The following is a 16687-nucleotide window of genomic DNA, read 5'->3' as shown; positions in this document are numbered from 1 at the left end:
TGAGCTGACATTCGGCTATTTCATCGTTGGCATCACAAACTCGGCTTGAGTCTGTTTACCCACCGGCCAGCGGGCAGTAATTGCCTTACGCTTGGTATAAAAACGCACGCCATCGGGGCCATGCATATGCAGCGGCCCAAAGAGTGAACGCTTCCAACCGCCAAAACTGTGGAACGCCATCGGCACCGGGATCGGCACGTTCACTCCAACCATACCGACTTGTACGTGGTGACAGAAATGCCTTGCCGCTTCACCACTTTGGGTGAAAATCGCCGTGCCATTACCAAATTCGTGTCGGTTAATCAGCTCAAGCGCCGTTGGGTAATCTTTCACGCGCACAATCGCCAGCACTGGCCCAAAGATTTCTTCGCGGTAGATGCTCATTTCAGGCGTGACATGGTCGAATAGACAGGCGCCGAGGAAATAACCCTGTAGATTTTCTTCAACACTCAGTTTACGGCCATCGACCAGCAGCGCTGCGCCTTCTTGCACACCGGCTTCAACATATTGGGTGACCTTGGCAAGGTGTTGTTTTGAGATCAGCGGACCCATTTCCATCTCTGGCGTCAGGCCGTTGCCGACTTTTAAGGTTTGGATTTGCGGTAGCAGTTTTTCCACTAACGCGTCGCCCACATCGCCTACCGCGAGTACGACTGAAATTGCCATACAACGCTCACCAGCACTGCCGTAAGCGGCACCCATTAAGGCGCTAACGGCTTGATCTAAATCTGCATCTGGCATGAGTAACATATGGTTTTTCGCGCCGCCTAAGGCTTGCACGCGTTTGCCATGTTTAGAGGCTGTGCTGTAGATGTATTCGGCAATCGGAGTTGAGCCTACAAAGCTCACCGCTTGCACATCTTTATGGGTGAGTAAGGTATCGACGGCTTCTTTGTCGCCGTTAATCACGTTAAACACGCCATCGGGAAGACCCGCTTCTTTAAGCAGCTCGGCAATCCGCATCACCGAGCTTGGGTCTTTTTCCGAGGGTTTCATAATAAAGGTGTTACCGCAGGCAATCGCGATTGGGAACATCCACATGGGAACCATCACGGGGAAGTTAAAGGGCGCTATGCCTGCGACAACACCTAAAGCTTGATTAACTGACCAAGAATCGACGCCGCCACCCACTTGCTGGGTGTGTTCACCTTTAAGCAAGTGCGGAATACCACAGGCAAATTCGACCACTTCGAGACCTCGGATCAACTCGCCCTTAGCATCGTCTATCACTTTGCCGTGCTCGCGGGTGATAAGCTGCGCCATTTCATCTAGGTTCTGCTCAACTAAGGCTTTGAATTTAAAAAGCACTCGAGCACGGTTGAGCGGCGTGACTTGCGACCAGGTTTCAAAGGCATTTTTTGCGATTGCGATGGCTTCGCCGACTTCGGTTTCGCTTGCCAGTGAGACTTGGCCACGTAGTTCACCCGTGGCGGGTTCAAAAATATCTTGGGTTCTGGTACTGGCAGGGGTGTGCTGACCATTAACAAAATGAGTGATCTTGAGCATAGTTAACCTTTGAAGTTCCCCGCCGCAGTGGGGTGTTAAATGTGAGAGTAGAACGAACCGCTGGTGCTATTATCCAACGGCGTTAATGGCATCGCTTAGGCTATTAACCATTTGGTCAATCTCGCGTTTATCGACAATCAGTGGCGGTGACATGGCAATGATGTCGCCCGTGGCTCGTACTAAAGTGCCGTGGCGGAAGCAGTGTTCAAACACGCCGTAACCCCGTTTACCCGCGCCTTGAGCGTTAGGGGAGAATTGAATCCCCGCCACTAAGCCTGTGTTGCGGATATCAATCACATTCGGTAACCCTTTGAGGCTGTGTACTGCGTCTTCAAAGTAGCGTTCAAGCTCAAAACTGCGTTCGAATAATTGCTCATTTTCATAAATTGATAGGGTGGCAAGCGCCGCAGCCGCAGCCACTGGATGACCGGAATAGGTGTAGCCGTGGAAGAACTCAATCAGTTCATTGGGGCCTTGCATGCAAGTGTCGTGGATAAAATCTTGCACGAACACAGCGCCCATAGGAATGGCGCCGTTATTGATGGCTTTAGCCGTGGTGATTATATCTGGGATAACGCCCCAACGTTGACTCGCAAAAGCGGCGCCAACGCGGCCAAAAGCGGTAATGACTTCGTCAAAAATCAGTAGGATGCCGTGCTTTTTAGTGATTTCACGCAGACGTTTTAAGTAACCTTGTGGCGGCAATATCACCCCAGCAGAACCTGACATAGGTTCAACGATTACGGCGGCAATATTCTCGGCGCCATGTAGGGTCACTAGCTGTTCTAATACTTCGGCTTTTTCTGCGCCAAAGTGCGAGAGTCCACGGGTAAATGCCGCATTTTGGATATCTAAGGTATGAGGTAAGTGATCGACGCCTTGCAATAATTGGCCGCTAAATGCTTTGCGGTTATTGCTTAATCCACCCACAGAGATGCCGCCAAAGCCGACACCGTGGTAACCCATTTCGCGCCCGATAAAGCGGGTGCGTGAGGCTTGACCATTGGCTCTGTGATAGCAAAGTGCCATCTTAAGCGCAGTATCGACGGACTCAGAACCTGAGTTAGTAAAGAAGACTTTGTTCAATCCCTCAGGACTGAGCTCGACTAACCGCTCGGCAAGTTCAAAGGCGATAGGATGACCCATTTGGAAGGAGGGCGCGTAGTCCATCTCTTTAATTTGTTTGCTGACTGCTTCGCTGATTTCCTTGCGACCATGGCCTGCGTTACAACACCATAAACCTGCGGTGGCATCTAACACTTTATTACCATCAATATCCGTGTAATACATGCCTTCGGCCTTGGCGAGTAACCGCGGACTGGCTTTGAATTGGCGGTTAGCGGTAAAAGGCATCCAGAAATGTTCAAGTGAGGGTGCGCTTGAGGAATTGAGCGGCAAATCGGCCATAGTGTCTACCTTGTCCTGTATTTTCAGGTCTTGTTTTAGGGTGGCTAATATTTGCTATGCTATGTTAGAAATAATGAACATGGAAGAGCCGTGTGCAGTTATTTGTGGCAAAAAAGCTATTTTTGTAAAAAATATTGAATTTTATTGCTTAAACAGCGTAACCTGAAGCTCGGATTATGACTGTGATGATGTTTACCATTTGCGCTAAAGTCGTCACGGGCCACTATTTTCTTGTCTATGAACGATAAACCACACCTATACGAATGATTAAGAGGTCATCATGAGCACACCGAAGAGCCGCAGCGAATGGGAAAGTCTGGCTGCCAGCCTGTCTATTAATGGTAAGGCGTTTATCAATGGCGAATACCAAGATGCCGTTTCGGGTAACACCTTTGATTGTATTAGTCCTATCGATGGCCGCTTGTTGGTAAAAGTGGCGAGTTGCGATCTTGCAGATGCTAATCTTGCGGTTGCTAATGGCCGCAGCGTATTCGAGTCTGGTGTTTGGTCGCAGCAGTCTCCGGTAAAGCGCAAACAAGTGATGATACGTTTCGCCGAGTTACTGGAAGAAAATGCCAATGAACTCGCGCTGTTAGAAACCCTCGACATGGGTAAACCAATTCGTTTCTCCAAAGCGGTGGATATGGGGGGGGCTGCCCGTGCGATTCGCTGGTCTGGCGAAGCTATTGATAAAATTTACGATGAACTCGCGCCAACGGCTCACAATGAAATTGGCATGATCACCCGTGAGCCTGTGGGGGTTGTGGCCGCGATTGTTCCGTGGAACTTCCCCATGCTGATGGCGTGTTGGAAGCTCGGGCCCGCGCTGGCCACGGGTAATAGTGTAGTATTAAAACCCTCTGAAAAGTCACCCTTAACGGCTATCCGTATGGCGCAACTGGCTATTGAAGCTGGGATCCCAAAAGGCGTACTCAACGTGTTGCCAGGATTTGGTCATACTGTGGGTAAAGCCTTAGCGTTGCATATGGATGTGGATACGCTGGTTTTCACAGGTTCCACCAAAATTGCCAAGCAATTAATGATTTACGCTGGTGAGTCGAACATGAAACGCGTGTGGCTAGAGGCGGGAGGCAAGAGCCCTAATATCGTCTTTAATGACGCGCCAGATCTCAAAGCCGCTGCTGTTGCTGCTGCCGAAGCCATTGCTTTTAACCAAGGTGAAGTTTGCACCGCAGGTTCGCGTTTGCTGGTGGAGTCCGAGGTTAAAGATGAGCTTATCGCGCTTATCGCAGAGGAGCTAGCCTCATGGCATCCAGGGCATCCACTCGATCCCGCCACTGTGAGCGGCGCCGTTGTTGATAAACAACAGTTAGACACAGTACTCAGTTATATCAAAGCGGGTAAAGACGAAGGTGCAACCTTAGTCCACGGTGGCTGCCAAGTTATGGCCGACACGGGTGGTGTGTATGTGCAGCCAACGGTATTTTCTAACGTAAACAATCAGATGAAAATTGCCAGCGAAGAGATCTTCGGTCCTGTGTTATCTGTCATTGAATTTAATGGCATGGAAGAGGCGATATCGATAGCCAACGATACCATCTACGGCTTAGCTGCTGGCGTGTGGACTTCGGATATTAGCAAGGCCCATAAAACAGCCAAAGCCCTTCGCTCTGGCATGGTGTGGATCAACCATTACGATGGCGGCGACATGACAGCGCCATTTGGTGGCTATAAACAATCAGGTAATGGCCGAGATAAATCTCTGCACTCCTTCGACAAATACACAGAACTGAAAGCGACCTGGATCGTGTTATAAGCGGACTATTTTTATAACCGCTCTTTTTTGTCTATATTTGTCTATATAAGAGAAGGAGCCGCTTTCGCCCAATACTAAAACCTCTTTTCATATTACATGGAAAGAGGTTTTTTATTTTTTGTAGCTCAAGGCGTCCCCATTTTTCTAAGCCATATTTCACTTGTAAAATCTGCATCTGTTACCGTGAATAAAATGTTACCGTCTTGATTCGTAATGTTGTTGCTCATTTATACCCGATAGAATATTGACTTTAAACACTCCCATTAATATCTAAATTTACTTCCATTCTTATCTGCGTCATAAATATCGTAAGTTATCGCTTATAAATTTGTGGCTTTCAAACATTACCATTAATGAATTTAGTCATAGAGTGAAAAGTGTTGTAAGTTATTTGTGATATTATAGGGTGCTTAGAGCATTGAATAAGAAGGCAAGTATGCACAATGTAGAAGAGTTTGGGGCAATCGTCAGTAAAGCTCTAGATAGTTACAAATCCGATTTTATGGAACTTGTTAGGGAATATGCGACTTTTTGTAAAAATCAAGGTGAGGCATATTGCGATTTTTTTGTCGATATAGCCTCTATGATGAATGGCGCATGGCTTTTAACCGCAGTATGTGAGTTTGAGGATGTTTCAGAATTTAAAGCCTTTAATTGGTATCAATTATTGAATGTTGATATAGACAATATGCCAGAAGATGATTTGTTCTCCCTACAAAAAAAGCTATATGAAATCGGTTATATTTGGTTGGTGGAGCAATTGATTTCCTCTAAAAAAGAAATAAAAAGTATCGAAATTAGGTTGTTTCATAATGGCAGCAATGAATACCAATCTTTGGCATAATTAGCTTCTAACAGAGCTAAACGACATCAGTCACTGGGCTCATTGGATAGAATTTTTTGTGTGTGGTTATGTCATACCGTTGGTAGTATTTACCTCTAGGGCAAGTATGAAGAACTTTATTAGCAAAGATCTAGATATTGAAGAGTTTAAAAAAAGATTCGATAACACCAGAGAAAGTTTTATAAATTCTCTAAAAACAGCAAGTAAAGGTTATCGAAATGTAAGGTTCTTCGCTTGTGATGAAAGTGGAGTCCCCATTAAATGGGTATGGGATGATGAAACGTTCACACATAACTGGGAAGAGGGCACTCTTGAAGATGCTATTCAGTTTGCCCGTCACATGATAAATAGTGGAATGTATTTTGCGTTTATGGGTTGTTTGTCTGGTTCCAGTGATCTTGATATTTGGCTGACCACCTTTGAAAACCCCATAAAGAAACCTACATGGCCAAGTGGTAAAGAACCCAAATTTGAGATTATCCATGAAGTGTTAACTTGTTAGGGCTTTGTTTACCGATCTAAATTAGGAAACAAAGCCTCGTTATGACTGCATATTTTATCTCAACGTAAGAGCATTCACCTGTAAATACGTGATTTTAGCGTGCAACTGCTGTAGCCTCGTGGAAATTTATTGTTTCTTATTTTGATCTTTTAGGATGCAGGTCTTGAGCTTTGCCATCTAAGGTTGTTCGTTATTTCCCTGTGATTTTTGCTGAGCCAATCGCTCGTCAGCAAAGCGTTCACTCATTAGAGAGGGTGTCATGTGAATGCACTTCAAAACCCAATTAGGCAGTTCAATTTCGTGAAACTAGCTGTGCTGGCATTGCTAAGCTTTTTGGCTGGCTGTTCTTCAATGCAGACGGGTGAGAATGGTAACTGGATGGGATTCACTGAATCGGGTCAGGCTTCCTTTTATGGGGATAAACATCAAAATAGGAAGACGGCCAGTAGTGAGCTTTACCAGCATAAATTAAAGACAGCAGCGCATAAAAAGTTACCCTTTGGCTCGAACGTTAAGGTCACCAATGTCGATAACGGCAAAAGTGTGATTGTAAAAATCAATGATAGAGGGCCTTTCGTGCGTGGCCGCATTATTGATTTGTCTAAATCGGCGTTCAGCAGCATAGGCAACACTTCCTCTGGTTTGATTGATGTGAAAATTGAAGTCATTAAATAGCGGCTATTTCGAAAGCGGCAACTTGAAAATGAGCAGTTTGAAAGCACTCTCTTCAAAACGCGGCTTCGACGCAATCTAATGATTGAATGCACTAATGATTGAGCGCATAAAATCGAGTCGACGTTTTTAAAGAAATACCAAAGCAGACAATTTGTTAAGCTGATATTTGGGCTTTACGGCATTTGGTGAGAGACTATCGGCAGATTTGGATAACAGTAAAAGGACCCGCTATGGAATACCCACTTGTTAGTACGCAGTGGCTCGAAGCACACCTCACCGATCCCCATTTAGTCTTGCTCGATGCCAGTATGGAAACCGTTATTGGTAAAGAACCTCTGGTTTACGATGAGCCTATTTGCATTCCGCGCTCACGTCGATTCGACTTGGAAAATGTGTTTTGCGATAAAACTTCAACTCAAATCCATGCCTTGCCGACGTTTGAGCAATTCAGCCAAGGGATAGCGCAACTTGGGATTGAAGCCGACAGTGTTATCGTTATCTATGATAACCAAGGCATTTATTCAGCCCCACGGGCGTGGTGGACCTTTAAAGTCATGGGCTTTAATCGAGTCTATGTACTCGATGGTGGCTTGCCTCAATGGATTGAAGAAGACCGCATTACCTCATCGCGTTATCAAGCCGAAGGCGTCGATTATGGCCCGACGGATATCGATACTTTGGCGGATGTGCTGCAATACCACCCCGAGCTTGTGATGGATGCCGAGGCCGTGTTATCACGAATTGAAGATGCCGGAACGGCGATTGTCGATGCCCGTGGTGCGCCACGCTTTTTAGGGCAAGTGAGTGAGCTGCGCCCAGGTGTGCGCTCAGGACATATTCCTTGCTCGGTTAATTTACCCTTCGCTCAAGTGCTCGATGGTAATAAAATCAAAACGGTCAGTGAGCTACAGTCTATTTATCAAGGGCTAGCAGCGGATAAATCCGCAAGGATATTCAGCTGTGGTTCTGGGATTACGGCGTGTATTTTGATCTTAGCTTCGGTCGCCGCGGGGCATACACATCCTATCCTCTATGACGGTTCATGGGCGGATTGGGGCAGCCGTAACGATCTGCCGATAAGTGTTAATTGAGTATCACCATTGAAATTAGTGCTGTAGATTAATTAAGTTAGCCGTGGTTTTTGTTGAACATCATGTGACTTTTACGTCGTTTGGCGAAATGCCAAGGAGAAACCTTTGATAGCGAGATTGATCGATAAATTGGTATTTGGATTTATTTTAGTGATTGCCTTACAGTTACCACAACTGGCTGATCATTATCAGCAATTTTTATCAGGCCTTTATGAATCGACTCGATGGCAGGTAGAAGGTTACGAGGCAACGGCTAAGGAATATCATTACGCCGATGTTGATGCCATGATTGCCCGCCACCAGCAAAATGAGGAGCCAAGTGTGCGTGCCGACGCTGAGCAAAAGGTACAGACACTGGCGCTTTATAAAGCGTTAACACAGGGCGTGGCGATTTTTAATACGGGCAATTTGTTTGAGAAAACTGCCTATATGTTTAACCCTGTTCGCTTTGATTATCTTGAGAAAACCATCAGTAACTTTAAGCCAGGGATACCTTTAACTTCTAGTGGTATTGGCTTTGGCGTCTTGGTGGCTTTAGTCGTGCATTATCTTGGGTCTATCCCTTTTATCCTGTGGGCAAGGCGTAACAAGCGACTTAAAACAAGTCCTTAAATCTGTGATATAGCATGCCTGCAGCGAGCATAGGTGAGCGGAACGTCGGGCCGCCGGGGAAGGTGATGTGTTTGATTTTAGCAAATACATCGAAATGTCCCGCCTGTTGGCAAATGGCCTCGGCAAGCAGTTTTGCCGCCATGTGAGTGGCATTCACGCCGTGTCCCGCATAGGCTTGGGCGTAAAAAATATTATTTGCATCAGGAAGGCGACCAATTTGTGGCATACGGTTAGCACCGATACCTATCATGCCGCCCCATTCATAATCGATACGTACCCCTTTTAATTGCGGGAAAACTTTCTCAAGATTCGGTCTTAGTGCCGCTTCAATGTCTTTCGGATCTTTACCCGAATAGGTACAAAGGCCGCCAAATAGCAAACGACGATCTGCCGATAAGTGAAAGTAATCTAGGGCAATTCGCATATCCGCGAAGGCCATGTTTTGCGGGATAATACTCGCGCATTGGGCCTCAGTTAAGGGCTCTGTTGCCAATAAATAACTGCCTGCAGGTAATACTTTCCCCCCTACAAAGCTATTAAGTTTGTGGCCGATATAGGCATTGCCCGCCAGCACTAAGTATTGGCATGTGACTTCGCCCTTAGCGGTAATGACCTTAGGTTTGGCGCCTTGAATGATTTTTTCAGCAGCGCTGTACTCAAACAACCTAGCGTCGAGATTACGGGCGACGCGAGCTTCACCCAGAGCAAGATTCAGCGGGTGTAAATGGCCGCTGCCCATATCTACCAGCGCACCTTGATAAAAATCTGAGCCTATGACTTCACTTAATTGTGGCTTAGTTAACAGCTTGATTTCTTGCTGATAACCTATGGCTTTGAGTGCGCTAAATTCTTCTTCAAGCTCATCCATGTGACGAGGTTTAACCGCTAAGTCACAGTAACCCATTTGCAGATCGCAGTCGATACTGTGTTCTTGTATGCGATTTCGCACTATCTCGACGGCTTCAAAGCCCATCTGTTGAATTGCTTGAACACCTTCAGTGCCGATTTCACTTTGAAATTGTGCAGGGTCATGGCCTATGCCGCGAATGAGTTCGCCGCCATTACGCCCCGATGCGCCCCAGCCAATTCGCCTCGCTTCTAACAGCACGACACTCATACCGCGCTGTGCGAGTTCTATGGCGGTATTGATACCGCTAAAGCCGCCGCCCACTATGCAGACATCGGCACTGATATTGCCTTCGAGTTGTGGGTGCGCGTAAATTTCTTTAGCAGTATCAACATAATAAGAGTGTGGATACTGTTCGCTGTGCACTGGAGGTTTGCTTGCCATTATGGCTCCCAAAAATTGTTTTTATTGTAAATTGGACTTGTCTCAGTATACTCATCACACTTTTAACATGACGCAAAAAAGTGTTCGTTTTATTTAACACGCTTTTTATGTAGAATACAATGAAAGCAGTAAAACACGCGCTTTTTGGGCGAAAATGCGTTCTGGATGGTGTTTATCCTGAACAACCTGTTCGTCATCTATCGGGATTGACCCGAGCCTTTAGGGGGATGTGAAATTTGGATATTGGAGCCAGCCTCAAAACTGTTCGAAAAATGAAAGGCTTATCTCAACGAGAATTAGCCAAACGTGCTGGTGTGACTAACAGTACGATTTCAATGATCGAGAAAAACAGTGTTAGCCCGTCAGTCAGCTCTTTAAAAAAAGTGCTGTCGGGTATCCCGATGTCTTTAGTGGACTTTTTCTCCATTGAAGCCTCAACGGATAGTGAGCAAAAGGTCGTCTATCGATCCAATGAATTACTGAATATCGGTACTGGACCACTTGAATTTAAACTGATCGGTCGTGATTACCCGAACCGCGCAATGTCAGTGATGAATGAGATTTATCCACCCGGTTCAGATACGGGTGAAGAGATGCTAAAGCACGAAGGTGAAGAGGCCGCTATGGTGATAGAAGGTAAATTCGAACTCACTGTTGGGGATGAAGTGTATATTTTGGAAGCGGGTGACAGTTATTATTTTAACAGTGAATTGCCCCATAGATTCCGCAATCCCTTCGATGAACCTTGTCGCCTAGTGAGTGCGACTACACCTGCAAACTTCTAATTAAGTCATTAACTTACCCTATTATTCAACATATTAGGCCACTTACTCACTAAAAGTGAGTGGCGTAATACTGTTATTCAACATTACTGCGGATTTATACCAATCACATTAAATATCTAATCAGTTCAGAGCCTCACAGGCATTTCAATCCAAGGCGCATTGACGCAGAAATGGTCATTCCCTTTTAAGTCAATGCAACACGGGAGTGGGATGCCTGTGAGGCTCCCGAAGGGCGGGTTTCAACGCACTTTATACTGCGTTTAAGGCTTTCGACAGAGCACCACTATGCCTTCAAGCCTTCGCCTTGTCTAAAGCGCGTTGAACTCCCGCTGAATGAACAGATATTTAATACGATTGGTATTACCTACTTTCTAACCCTGTCATATTGGTTATATATCCTCTTCTTTGTGTAAATAATATTGGTTCAAATTTGGTTCGAATACGGTTTAATTTACCCTGTAAAAAGTGAGCTTTATGCTGGTGTAACCGCTGGTTTATATACATGAATTAGCGAGAAATGGGGTAAATATACATTTAACTACATGTTATCTATGCTTATTAAGAATAAGTGGATTAAATAACCTTTAACAAGTGTTTAACCTCTTGCCTAGTGCTAAATTTCGGTGTACTGTGTGAAAAAATGAACATTTAAAGGCAAAGTGTTCGTTATGCTAGTAAAATCTATTCTAAAGGTGAGATATGTCAGCCGATTTACCCCTCATAGGTGTTATTGCATGCAATCAACAATTGGGATCACACCCCTTTAATATTGTTGGTGAAAAATACCTTTTAGGCGTAGTTAATGGCGCTAAAGGCTGGCCGTTAGTGATCCCATCTTTAGGTGGCGATTTACCGATAGACGCTATTTTAGAGCGTCTTGATGGTATTTTGTTTACTGGCTCTCCTTCTAATGTAGAACCCCATCTTTATGCAGGCCAGCCGAGTGAGCTTGGTACACACCATGATCCTAAACGTGACGCGACAACTTTGCCGCTGATCCACGCTGCTATTGCTGCTGGGGTACCTGTATTAGGTATTTGTCGCGGTTTTCAAGAAATGAATGTGGCTTTTGGTGGCAGTTTGCATCAGAAGCTCCATGAGGTGGGTGGCTTTATTGAACATCGAGAAGATAAAACCGCATCCTTAGATGTGCAGTATGGGGCTTCTCACAGTATTACTGTTGAGCCCGGGGGGCTTATTTACGAGGCCTGGGGCCGTAACTCTGCAGAGATTAACTCTGTACATACTCAAGGCGTGGAGCGCCTGGGTGTTGGGTTGCGGCCAGAAGCTTATGCTCCAGATGGGTTAGTGGAGGCTTTCTCCGTAATTGGTACTAAAGAATTTGCCCTCGGTGTGCAATGGCATCCAGAGTGGAAGGTGAGCGAGAATCCGTTTTACCTCTCCATTTTCAATGCCTTCGGTGATGCATGCCGACGTAGGGCTACAACTCGAGTGAAATAATAATGAATAAGCTAATCGCTTTTTTAAAAGAACGAAAAATCACAGAAGTCGAATGTGTTATCAGTGACATGACTGGCATCGCCCGCGGCAAGATTGCTCCAGTCGATAAGTTTCTCGATGAAAAAGGCATGCGTTTGCCCGAAAGTGTGTTGTTGCAAACTGTGACCGGTGATTTTGTCGACGAAGAGATTTACTACAGTTTGCTCGATCCCGCCGACATCGATTTTGTTTGTGTACCCGATGAAAATGCCGTCTTTATGTTGCCTTGGACCATCGAAGCCACGGCACAGGTTATCCACGATTGCTACGACAGAATGGGTAATCCGATTGAGCTGTCACCACGTAACGTGTTGAAAAAAGTCTTGTCTCTCTATGACGAACAGGGCTGGGAACCTGTTATCGCTCCCGAAATGGAGTTCTATTTGACTCGTCGTAGTGACGACCACGATTTACCCTTAAAGCCTCCAATTGGTCGTTCAGGTCGCCCCGAAGCGGGTCGCCAGTCATTCTCTATTGATGCTGCCAACGAATACGATCCTATGTTTGAAGACATGTACGATTGGTGTGAGCTTCAAGGTTTAGATATCGATACTTTAATCCATGAAGATGGTCCCGCACAGATGGAGATTAACTTCAGTCATGGCAACGCATTATCTTTAGCTGATCAAGTGTTTATCTTTAAGCGCACTTTACGGGAAGCCGCGCTGAAGCACGATGTTTGCGCCACTTTTATGGCAAAACCCGTGACGGATGAGCCTGGCAGTGCGATGCATATTCATCAAAGCGTGATCAATAAAGAGACGGGCAAGAATATTTTCACCAATGAAGATGGTACTAAGAGCAAGCTATTCTTGGGATATATTGCAGGCCTACAAAAATTCATTCCTGAGTTGCTGCCACTGATGGCGCCAAATGCGAACTCGTTTCGTCGTTTCCTCCCCGGCACTTCGGCACCTGTAAACTTAGAATGGGGCGATGAAAACCGTACCTGTGGTTTACGCATTCCAGAATCTTCACCACAAAACCGTCGCATTGAAAACCGCATTCCCGGCGCCGATGCTAACTGTTATTTGGCGATTGCCGCGAGCTTGTTGTGTGGCTATATCGGCATGGTTGAGTCGCTAAAACCTTCGACTCCTGTGCAAGGTAAAGCCAATGAAAGCCGTAGCAATAATACCCATTGTTTACCGCTGACATTAGAGGAAGCATTAGCGGCGATGGAAGAAAGTGATGCCTGTAAGCAATATTTAGGCGAATCCTTCACCACTGGATTTGTTGCGGTAAAACAGGCTGAACTTGAAAACTTCCGCCGTGTTGTCAGCTCATGGGAACGTGAATTCCTATTACTCACTGTGTAATGTTTTGGATTGATTGCACTGACCGTGTTGCCGCGTTAACCCAAGGAATAAGGGGTTAACGTTGGCCATAACGATACTGATGCGTGCACTGTTTTAGTGAGGTTGCACTTAACTGGTGCAACTCGCTTGTTAAATAATATGATGGTTTTTAATGGTTTGTCCGTTAAAGTGAATATTCAATTCCATCGCTTGTCTGCTAGGGAAATAAAATAGGTTTAACAATTTTAGGTTGTTCGCTTACTAGCGTTACTAACTAATTGTTAGTCATATTTAAAATGTGTTTATCTAAGTGTTTTTTTGCGATTGCTTAGGGACTTGAGGCATTTGCCTTAATGTTGCAAAATGTACAAGCAGTGTCATATTTAGTCTGTTTTTTTGAGTGTTAATGCAATGCCGATGCCTCGAAAATTTGGCACGAAACCTGATACTTAACAAATTGCAGCAAGATATAAAGTAGGCATGGTTATCATGCCGTAGAGACTGCCGATGCGGTTTTTAAGGTGTAGCATTGGTCGAAAATAACAACAATATCCGGGCAGCCCGGTGACACAATGTCAGAATTTGCTTAAGCAGTTCTGCTACCCGAGAAAGGAGAAAGCATGAAGCTATTTAATAAGATGACCACATTAGCGCTGGTGACTGCGAGCGTATTTGCGAGCGCAGTGGCCCAAGCGGAAGAAGTGGTTCGCGTGTATAACTGGTCAGATTATATCGCGGAAGATACCTTAGAAAACTTCAAGAAAGAAACGAGCATTAGGGTAATTTACGATGTATTTGATAGTAACGAAGTGCTTGAGGCTAAATTACTGTCTGGTCGTAGTGGCTACGATATCGTTGTACCTTCTAACCACTTTCTCGCTAAGCAAATCAAAGCGGGTGCTTTCAAACCTTTAGACCGCGCTAAGTTACCTAACTTTAAAAATTTAAATCCAGCCCTGATGAAGTTGCTTGAAAAAGCCGATCCGGGTAACCAATATGCCGTGCCTTACTTATGGGGAACTAATGGCATTGGTTACAACATAGATAAAGTGAAAGCCGCTGTGGGGGAAGATGCGCCATTTAACTCAATGGAACTGATCTTCAATCCTAAATACGCTGAAAAAATTTCTAAGTGTGGCTTTGCTATGTTGGACTCTGCCGACGACATGGTGCCACAGGCGATGATTTATTTAGGCTTAGATCCTAACAGCACTAAGGCTGAAGATTATGAAAAAGCGGGTGAGTTACTGGAAAAAATTCGTCCTTATGTGACGTATTTCCATTCTTCACGTTATATTTCTGACTTAGCGAACGGTGACATCTGTGTCGCTTACGGTTTCTCCGGTGACGTATTCCAGGCGAAGGCCCGTGCTGAAGAAGCAAAAAATGGCAATAAGATTGGCTACTCCATTCCAAAAGAAGGTGCCAATCTGTGGTTCGATATGTTAGCTATCCCAGCTGATTCAACGAACGTTGATAATGCACTCACGCTGATTAACTATTTTCTACTTCCAGAAGTCATAGCGCCTATCTCTAACTATGTGGCCTATGCTAACCCGAACGATCCCGCTCAACCTCTGGTTGATGAGGCTATCCGTACCGATCCTGCGATCTATCCACCACAAGAAGTGTTAGACAAACTTTATATCGGTGAAATTCGTCCTTTGAAAATTCAGCGCGTATTAACTCGTGTTTGGACCAAAGTGAAGTCAGGACAATAGTCGATAGGGGGCAAGCCTAGCTTGCCCCCAGCTTGGCAAACTTCTATGTCCAATCCTATGCATAGTTAATCCACGTATAGGATTTGACACAGTTTGTTTAACCACTTTTCATTCATTAATCGTGTTGAACCTAGAGTTTGAGCGTATCTACGCCTCATTTTCGGGTGGAGAAGTACTATGGCAATCACCTCGAGCGTCACCAATAAACCGACAACAAAGACGCAAGAAAAAGTACTGCTCAAGATTGAGCGGGTAAGCAAATTATTCGATGACGTGCGGGCTGTCGACGATGTGTCATTAACTATCAATAAAGGCGAAATTTTTGCCTTACTTGGCGGGTCAGGTTCGGGTAAGTCAACACTACTGCGCATGTTGGCGGGTTTTGAAAAGCCCACCTCTGGCCGTATTTTCCTTGATGGGGAAGATATCACCGATTTACCGCCATACGAACGTCCAATCAATATGATGTTTCAATCCTATGCTTTGTTTCCCCACATGACAGTGGCACAAAACATTGCATTTGGTTTGAAGCAAGACAAGCTGCCTAAAGCCGAAATTGAACAGCGTGTGCAAGATATGCTGAAACTCGTGCATATGGAGCAATACGGTAAGCGTAAACCGCATCAGTTATCTGGTGGTCAGCGCCAGCGTGTTGCACTTGCCCGTTCATTGGCGAAACGACCTAAATTATTACTGCTCGATGAGCCTATGGGCGCATTAGATAAAAAACTGCGTACCCAAATGCAGCTAGAAGTGGTTGAAATCCTTGAGCGTGTCGGCGTGACCTGCGTGATGGTGACCCACGATCAGGAAGAAGCCATGACAATGGCTGGTCGAATTTCGATCATGAGTGATGGCTGGATAGCTCAAACTGGCTCGCCAATGGATATTTACGAAAGCCCGAACAGCCGCATGATTGCCGAGTTTATCGGTACTGTGAATTTGTTTGGTGGCGCGATTGAAGTGGATGAGGTCGACCATCTGATCATCAAGTCCAATGATTTGGCCCAACCTTTCTATGTCGGTTATGGCGTCACGACTAACGTTGAAGATAAGAATGTTTGGCTAGCAGTGCGTCCCGAAAAGACCATTATTAGCCGTGAACAGCCTGAAGGTCAGTACAACTGGGCGAAAGGAATCGTGCATGATATCGCTTATTTAGGCGGTATTTCAGTCTATTACATTCGTTTAGAGAATGGTCAAATCGTACAGTGCAGTATGACTAACCGTGAACGCCGCGCCGATCATGCCACATGGGATGACGAAGTGTTCATTAGTTGGGAGGACACCAGTGGCGTGGTGTTGAGATCATGAAGAAACCCATTAAATTAAAGTGGCTTAAGGGCCGCTTCTGGACCATAGGTATTCCCTACGCTTGGCTGCTGCTGTTTTTTGCCTTACCGTTTGCGATTGTCCTTAAACTGAGTTTTTCGACGGCGGCGATTGCTATCCCGCCCTATGAAGCAACATTCCAATATGCTGACGATGTATTAAATATCTTCCTGCATTTGGGTAACTATTTGATGTTGCTTGATGATTCGCTGTATTACATGGCTTATCTCAGCTCATTGAAAATGGCGTTAATTTCGACCTTGGGCTGCTTGATTATTGGCTACCCAATGGCCTATGCCATTGCCCGTGCCCCTGCGCGGTTGCAAACCGTGCTGCTGCTGTTAGT

At 45.4% G+C, this 16687-nt stretch carries 14 protein-coding genes and 1 pseudogene; 12 read left to right on the top strand and 3 right to left on the bottom strand.

Annotated elements, in window-relative coordinates:
- Positions 1-15: 15 nt before the first annotated feature.
- Together ACHA99_RS01655 and ACHA99_RS01650 are read right to left on the bottom strand one after the other, a co-directional pair.
- On the bottom strand, positions 16-1506 hold the full coding sequence (locus ACHA99_RS01655; RefSeq protein WP_393940668.1) for a CoA-acylating methylmalonate-semialdehyde dehydrogenase: 1491 nt from the start codon (positions 1504-1506) through the stop codon (positions 16-18).
- A 69-nt stretch (positions 1507-1575) separates the two neighbouring features.
- Entirely contained in the window at positions 1576-2913 is a 1338-nt protein-coding gene (locus ACHA99_RS01650; RefSeq protein ID WP_393940666.1) for an aspartate aminotransferase family protein, read from the bottom strand.
- Between the two features lie 280 nt (positions 2914-3193).
- Between ACHA99_RS01650 and ACHA99_RS01645 the strand changes: the two genes are divergently transcribed.
- The 6 genes from ACHA99_RS01645 to ACHA99_RS01620 all read left to right on the top strand — a co-directional run bounded on the left by ACHA99_RS01645 (position 3194) and on the right by ACHA99_RS01620 (position 8414).
- A complete protein-coding gene (locus tag ACHA99_RS01645; RefSeq protein WP_393940664.1) occupies positions 3194-4690 on the top strand; it encodes an aldehyde dehydrogenase in 1497 nt (498 codons plus the stop codon).
- Positions 4691-5126: 436 nt separating this feature from the next.
- Positions 5127-5534 (top strand): hypothetical protein, encoded by a 408-nt coding sequence (locus ACHA99_RS01640; RefSeq protein ID WP_306682875.1) that lies wholly within the window; start codon positions 5127-5129, stop codon positions 5532-5534.
- Positions 5535-5640: 106 nt separating this feature from the next.
- Entirely contained in the window at positions 5641-6036 is a 396-nt protein-coding gene (locus tag ACHA99_RS01635) for a hypothetical protein (protein WP_393940661.1), read from the top strand.
- A gap of 261 nt (positions 6037-6297) precedes the next feature.
- Positions 6298-6711 (top strand): septal ring lytic transglycosylase RlpA family protein, encoded by a 414-nt coding sequence (locus ACHA99_RS01630; RefSeq protein ID WP_028760889.1) that lies wholly within the window; start codon positions 6298-6300, stop codon positions 6709-6711.
- Positions 6712-6941: 230 nt separating this feature from the next.
- Entirely contained in the window at positions 6942-7802 is an 861-nt protein-coding gene (locus ACHA99_RS01625; protein ID WP_212599954.1) for a sulfurtransferase, read from the top strand.
- 105 nt (positions 7803-7907) lie between these two features.
- Positions 7908-8414 (top strand): DUF2937 family protein, encoded by a 507-nt coding sequence (locus ACHA99_RS01620; protein ID WP_028760887.1) that lies wholly within the window; start codon positions 7908-7910, stop codon positions 8412-8414.
- Here ACHA99_RS01620 and ACHA99_RS01615 read toward each other — a convergent pair.
- Positions 8398-9705 (bottom strand): NAD(P)/FAD-dependent oxidoreductase, encoded by a 1308-nt coding sequence (locus tag ACHA99_RS01615; RefSeq protein ID WP_393940658.1) that lies wholly within the window; start codon positions 9703-9705, stop codon positions 8398-8400. The genes ACHA99_RS01620 and ACHA99_RS01615 overlap by 17 nt on opposite strands.
- 236 nt (positions 9706-9941) lie before the next feature.
- Here ACHA99_RS01615 and ACHA99_RS01610 point away from each other — a divergent pair, with 236 nt between their 5' ends.
- From ACHA99_RS01610 to ACHA99_RS01585, 6 genes and pseudogenes are all read left to right on the top strand, one after another.
- Positions 9942-10490, top strand: coding sequence for a cupin domain-containing protein (locus ACHA99_RS01610; RefSeq protein WP_028760885.1), 549 nt, complete (start codon positions 9942-9944; stop codon positions 10488-10490).
- Positions 10491-11189: 699 nt separating this feature from the next.
- The gene (locus tag ACHA99_RS01605) at positions 11190-11951 is read left to right on the top strand and encodes a gamma-glutamyl-gamma-aminobutyrate hydrolase family protein (RefSeq protein WP_105249909.1); all 762 of its coding nucleotides are present in this window, start codon (positions 11190-11192) and stop codon (positions 11949-11951) included.
- 2 nt (positions 11952-11953) lie between these two features.
- Positions 11954-13309 (top strand): glutamine synthetase family protein, encoded by a 1356-nt coding sequence (locus ACHA99_RS01600; protein ID WP_105249908.1) that lies wholly within the window; start codon positions 11954-11956, stop codon positions 13307-13309.
- 599 nt (positions 13310-13908) lie between these two features.
- Positions 13909-15009, top strand: a complete 1101-nt coding sequence (locus tag ACHA99_RS01595; RefSeq protein ID WP_393940655.1) for a polyamine ABC transporter substrate-binding protein — start codon at positions 13909-13911, stop codon at positions 15007-15009.
- A 177-nt stretch (positions 15010-15186) separates the two neighbouring features.
- The gene (potA, locus tag ACHA99_RS01590; RefSeq protein ID WP_028760881.1) at positions 15187-16323 is read left to right on the top strand and encodes a polyamine ABC transporter ATP-binding protein; all 1137 of its coding nucleotides are present in this window, start codon (positions 15187-15189) and stop codon (positions 16321-16323) included.
- Positions 16320-16687 (top strand): annotated as a pseudogene (locus tag ACHA99_RS01585) (putrescine ABC transporter permease PotH); the annotation flags it as partial. The gene potA and the pseudogene ACHA99_RS01585, both read left to right, overlap by 4 nt.

Source organism: Shewanella sp. S23-S33 (genome assembly GCF_043359565.1).
Classification (GTDB): Bacteria; Pseudomonadota; Gammaproteobacteria; order Enterobacterales; family Shewanellaceae; genus Shewanella; species Shewanella oncorhynchi.
Note: the sequence above shows the minus strand (reverse complement) of the source record. Positions and strands in the feature narration are given on the sequence as shown.

Bases quoted from the DNA above. Each gene is read 5' to 3' on its own strand.
- ACHA99_RS01655 (WP_393940668.1), bottom strand. From the start codon at position 1,506: ATGCTCAAGATCACTCATTTTGTTAATGGTCAGCACACCCCTGCCAGT.
- ACHA99_RS01650 (WP_393940666.1), bottom strand. From the start codon at position 2,913: ATGGCCGATTTGCCGCTCAATTCCTCAAGCGCACCCTCACTTGAACAT.
- ACHA99_RS01645 (WP_393940664.1), top strand. From the start codon at position 3,194: ATGAGCACACCGAAGAGCCGCAGCGAATGGGAAAGTCTGGCTGCCAGC.
- ACHA99_RS01640 (WP_306682875.1), top strand. From the start codon at position 5,127: ATGCACAATGTAGAAGAGTTTGGGGCAATCGTCAGTAAAGCTCTAGAT.
- ACHA99_RS01635 (WP_393940661.1), top strand. From the start codon at position 5,641: ATGAAGAACTTTATTAGCAAAGATCTAGATATTGAAGAGTTTAAAAAA.
- ACHA99_RS01625 (WP_212599954.1), top strand. From the start codon at position 6,942: ATGGAATACCCACTTGTTAGTACGCAGTGGCTCGAAGCACACCTCACC.
- ACHA99_RS01615 (WP_393940658.1), bottom strand. From the start codon at position 9,705: ATGGCAAGCAAACCTCCAGTGCACAGCGAACAGTATCCACACTCTTAT.
- ACHA99_RS01605 (WP_105249909.1), top strand. From the start codon at position 11,190: ATGTCAGCCGATTTACCCCTCATAGGTGTTATTGCATGCAATCAACAA.
- ACHA99_RS01600 (WP_105249908.1), top strand. From the start codon at position 11,954: ATGAATAAGCTAATCGCTTTTTTAAAAGAACGAAAAATCACAGAAGTC.
- ACHA99_RS01595 (WP_393940655.1), top strand. From the start codon at position 13,909: ATGAAGCTATTTAATAAGATGACCACATTAGCGCTGGTGACTGCGAGC.
- potA (WP_028760881.1), top strand. From the start codon at position 15,187: ATGGCAATCACCTCGAGCGTCACCAATAAACCGACAACAAAGACGCAA.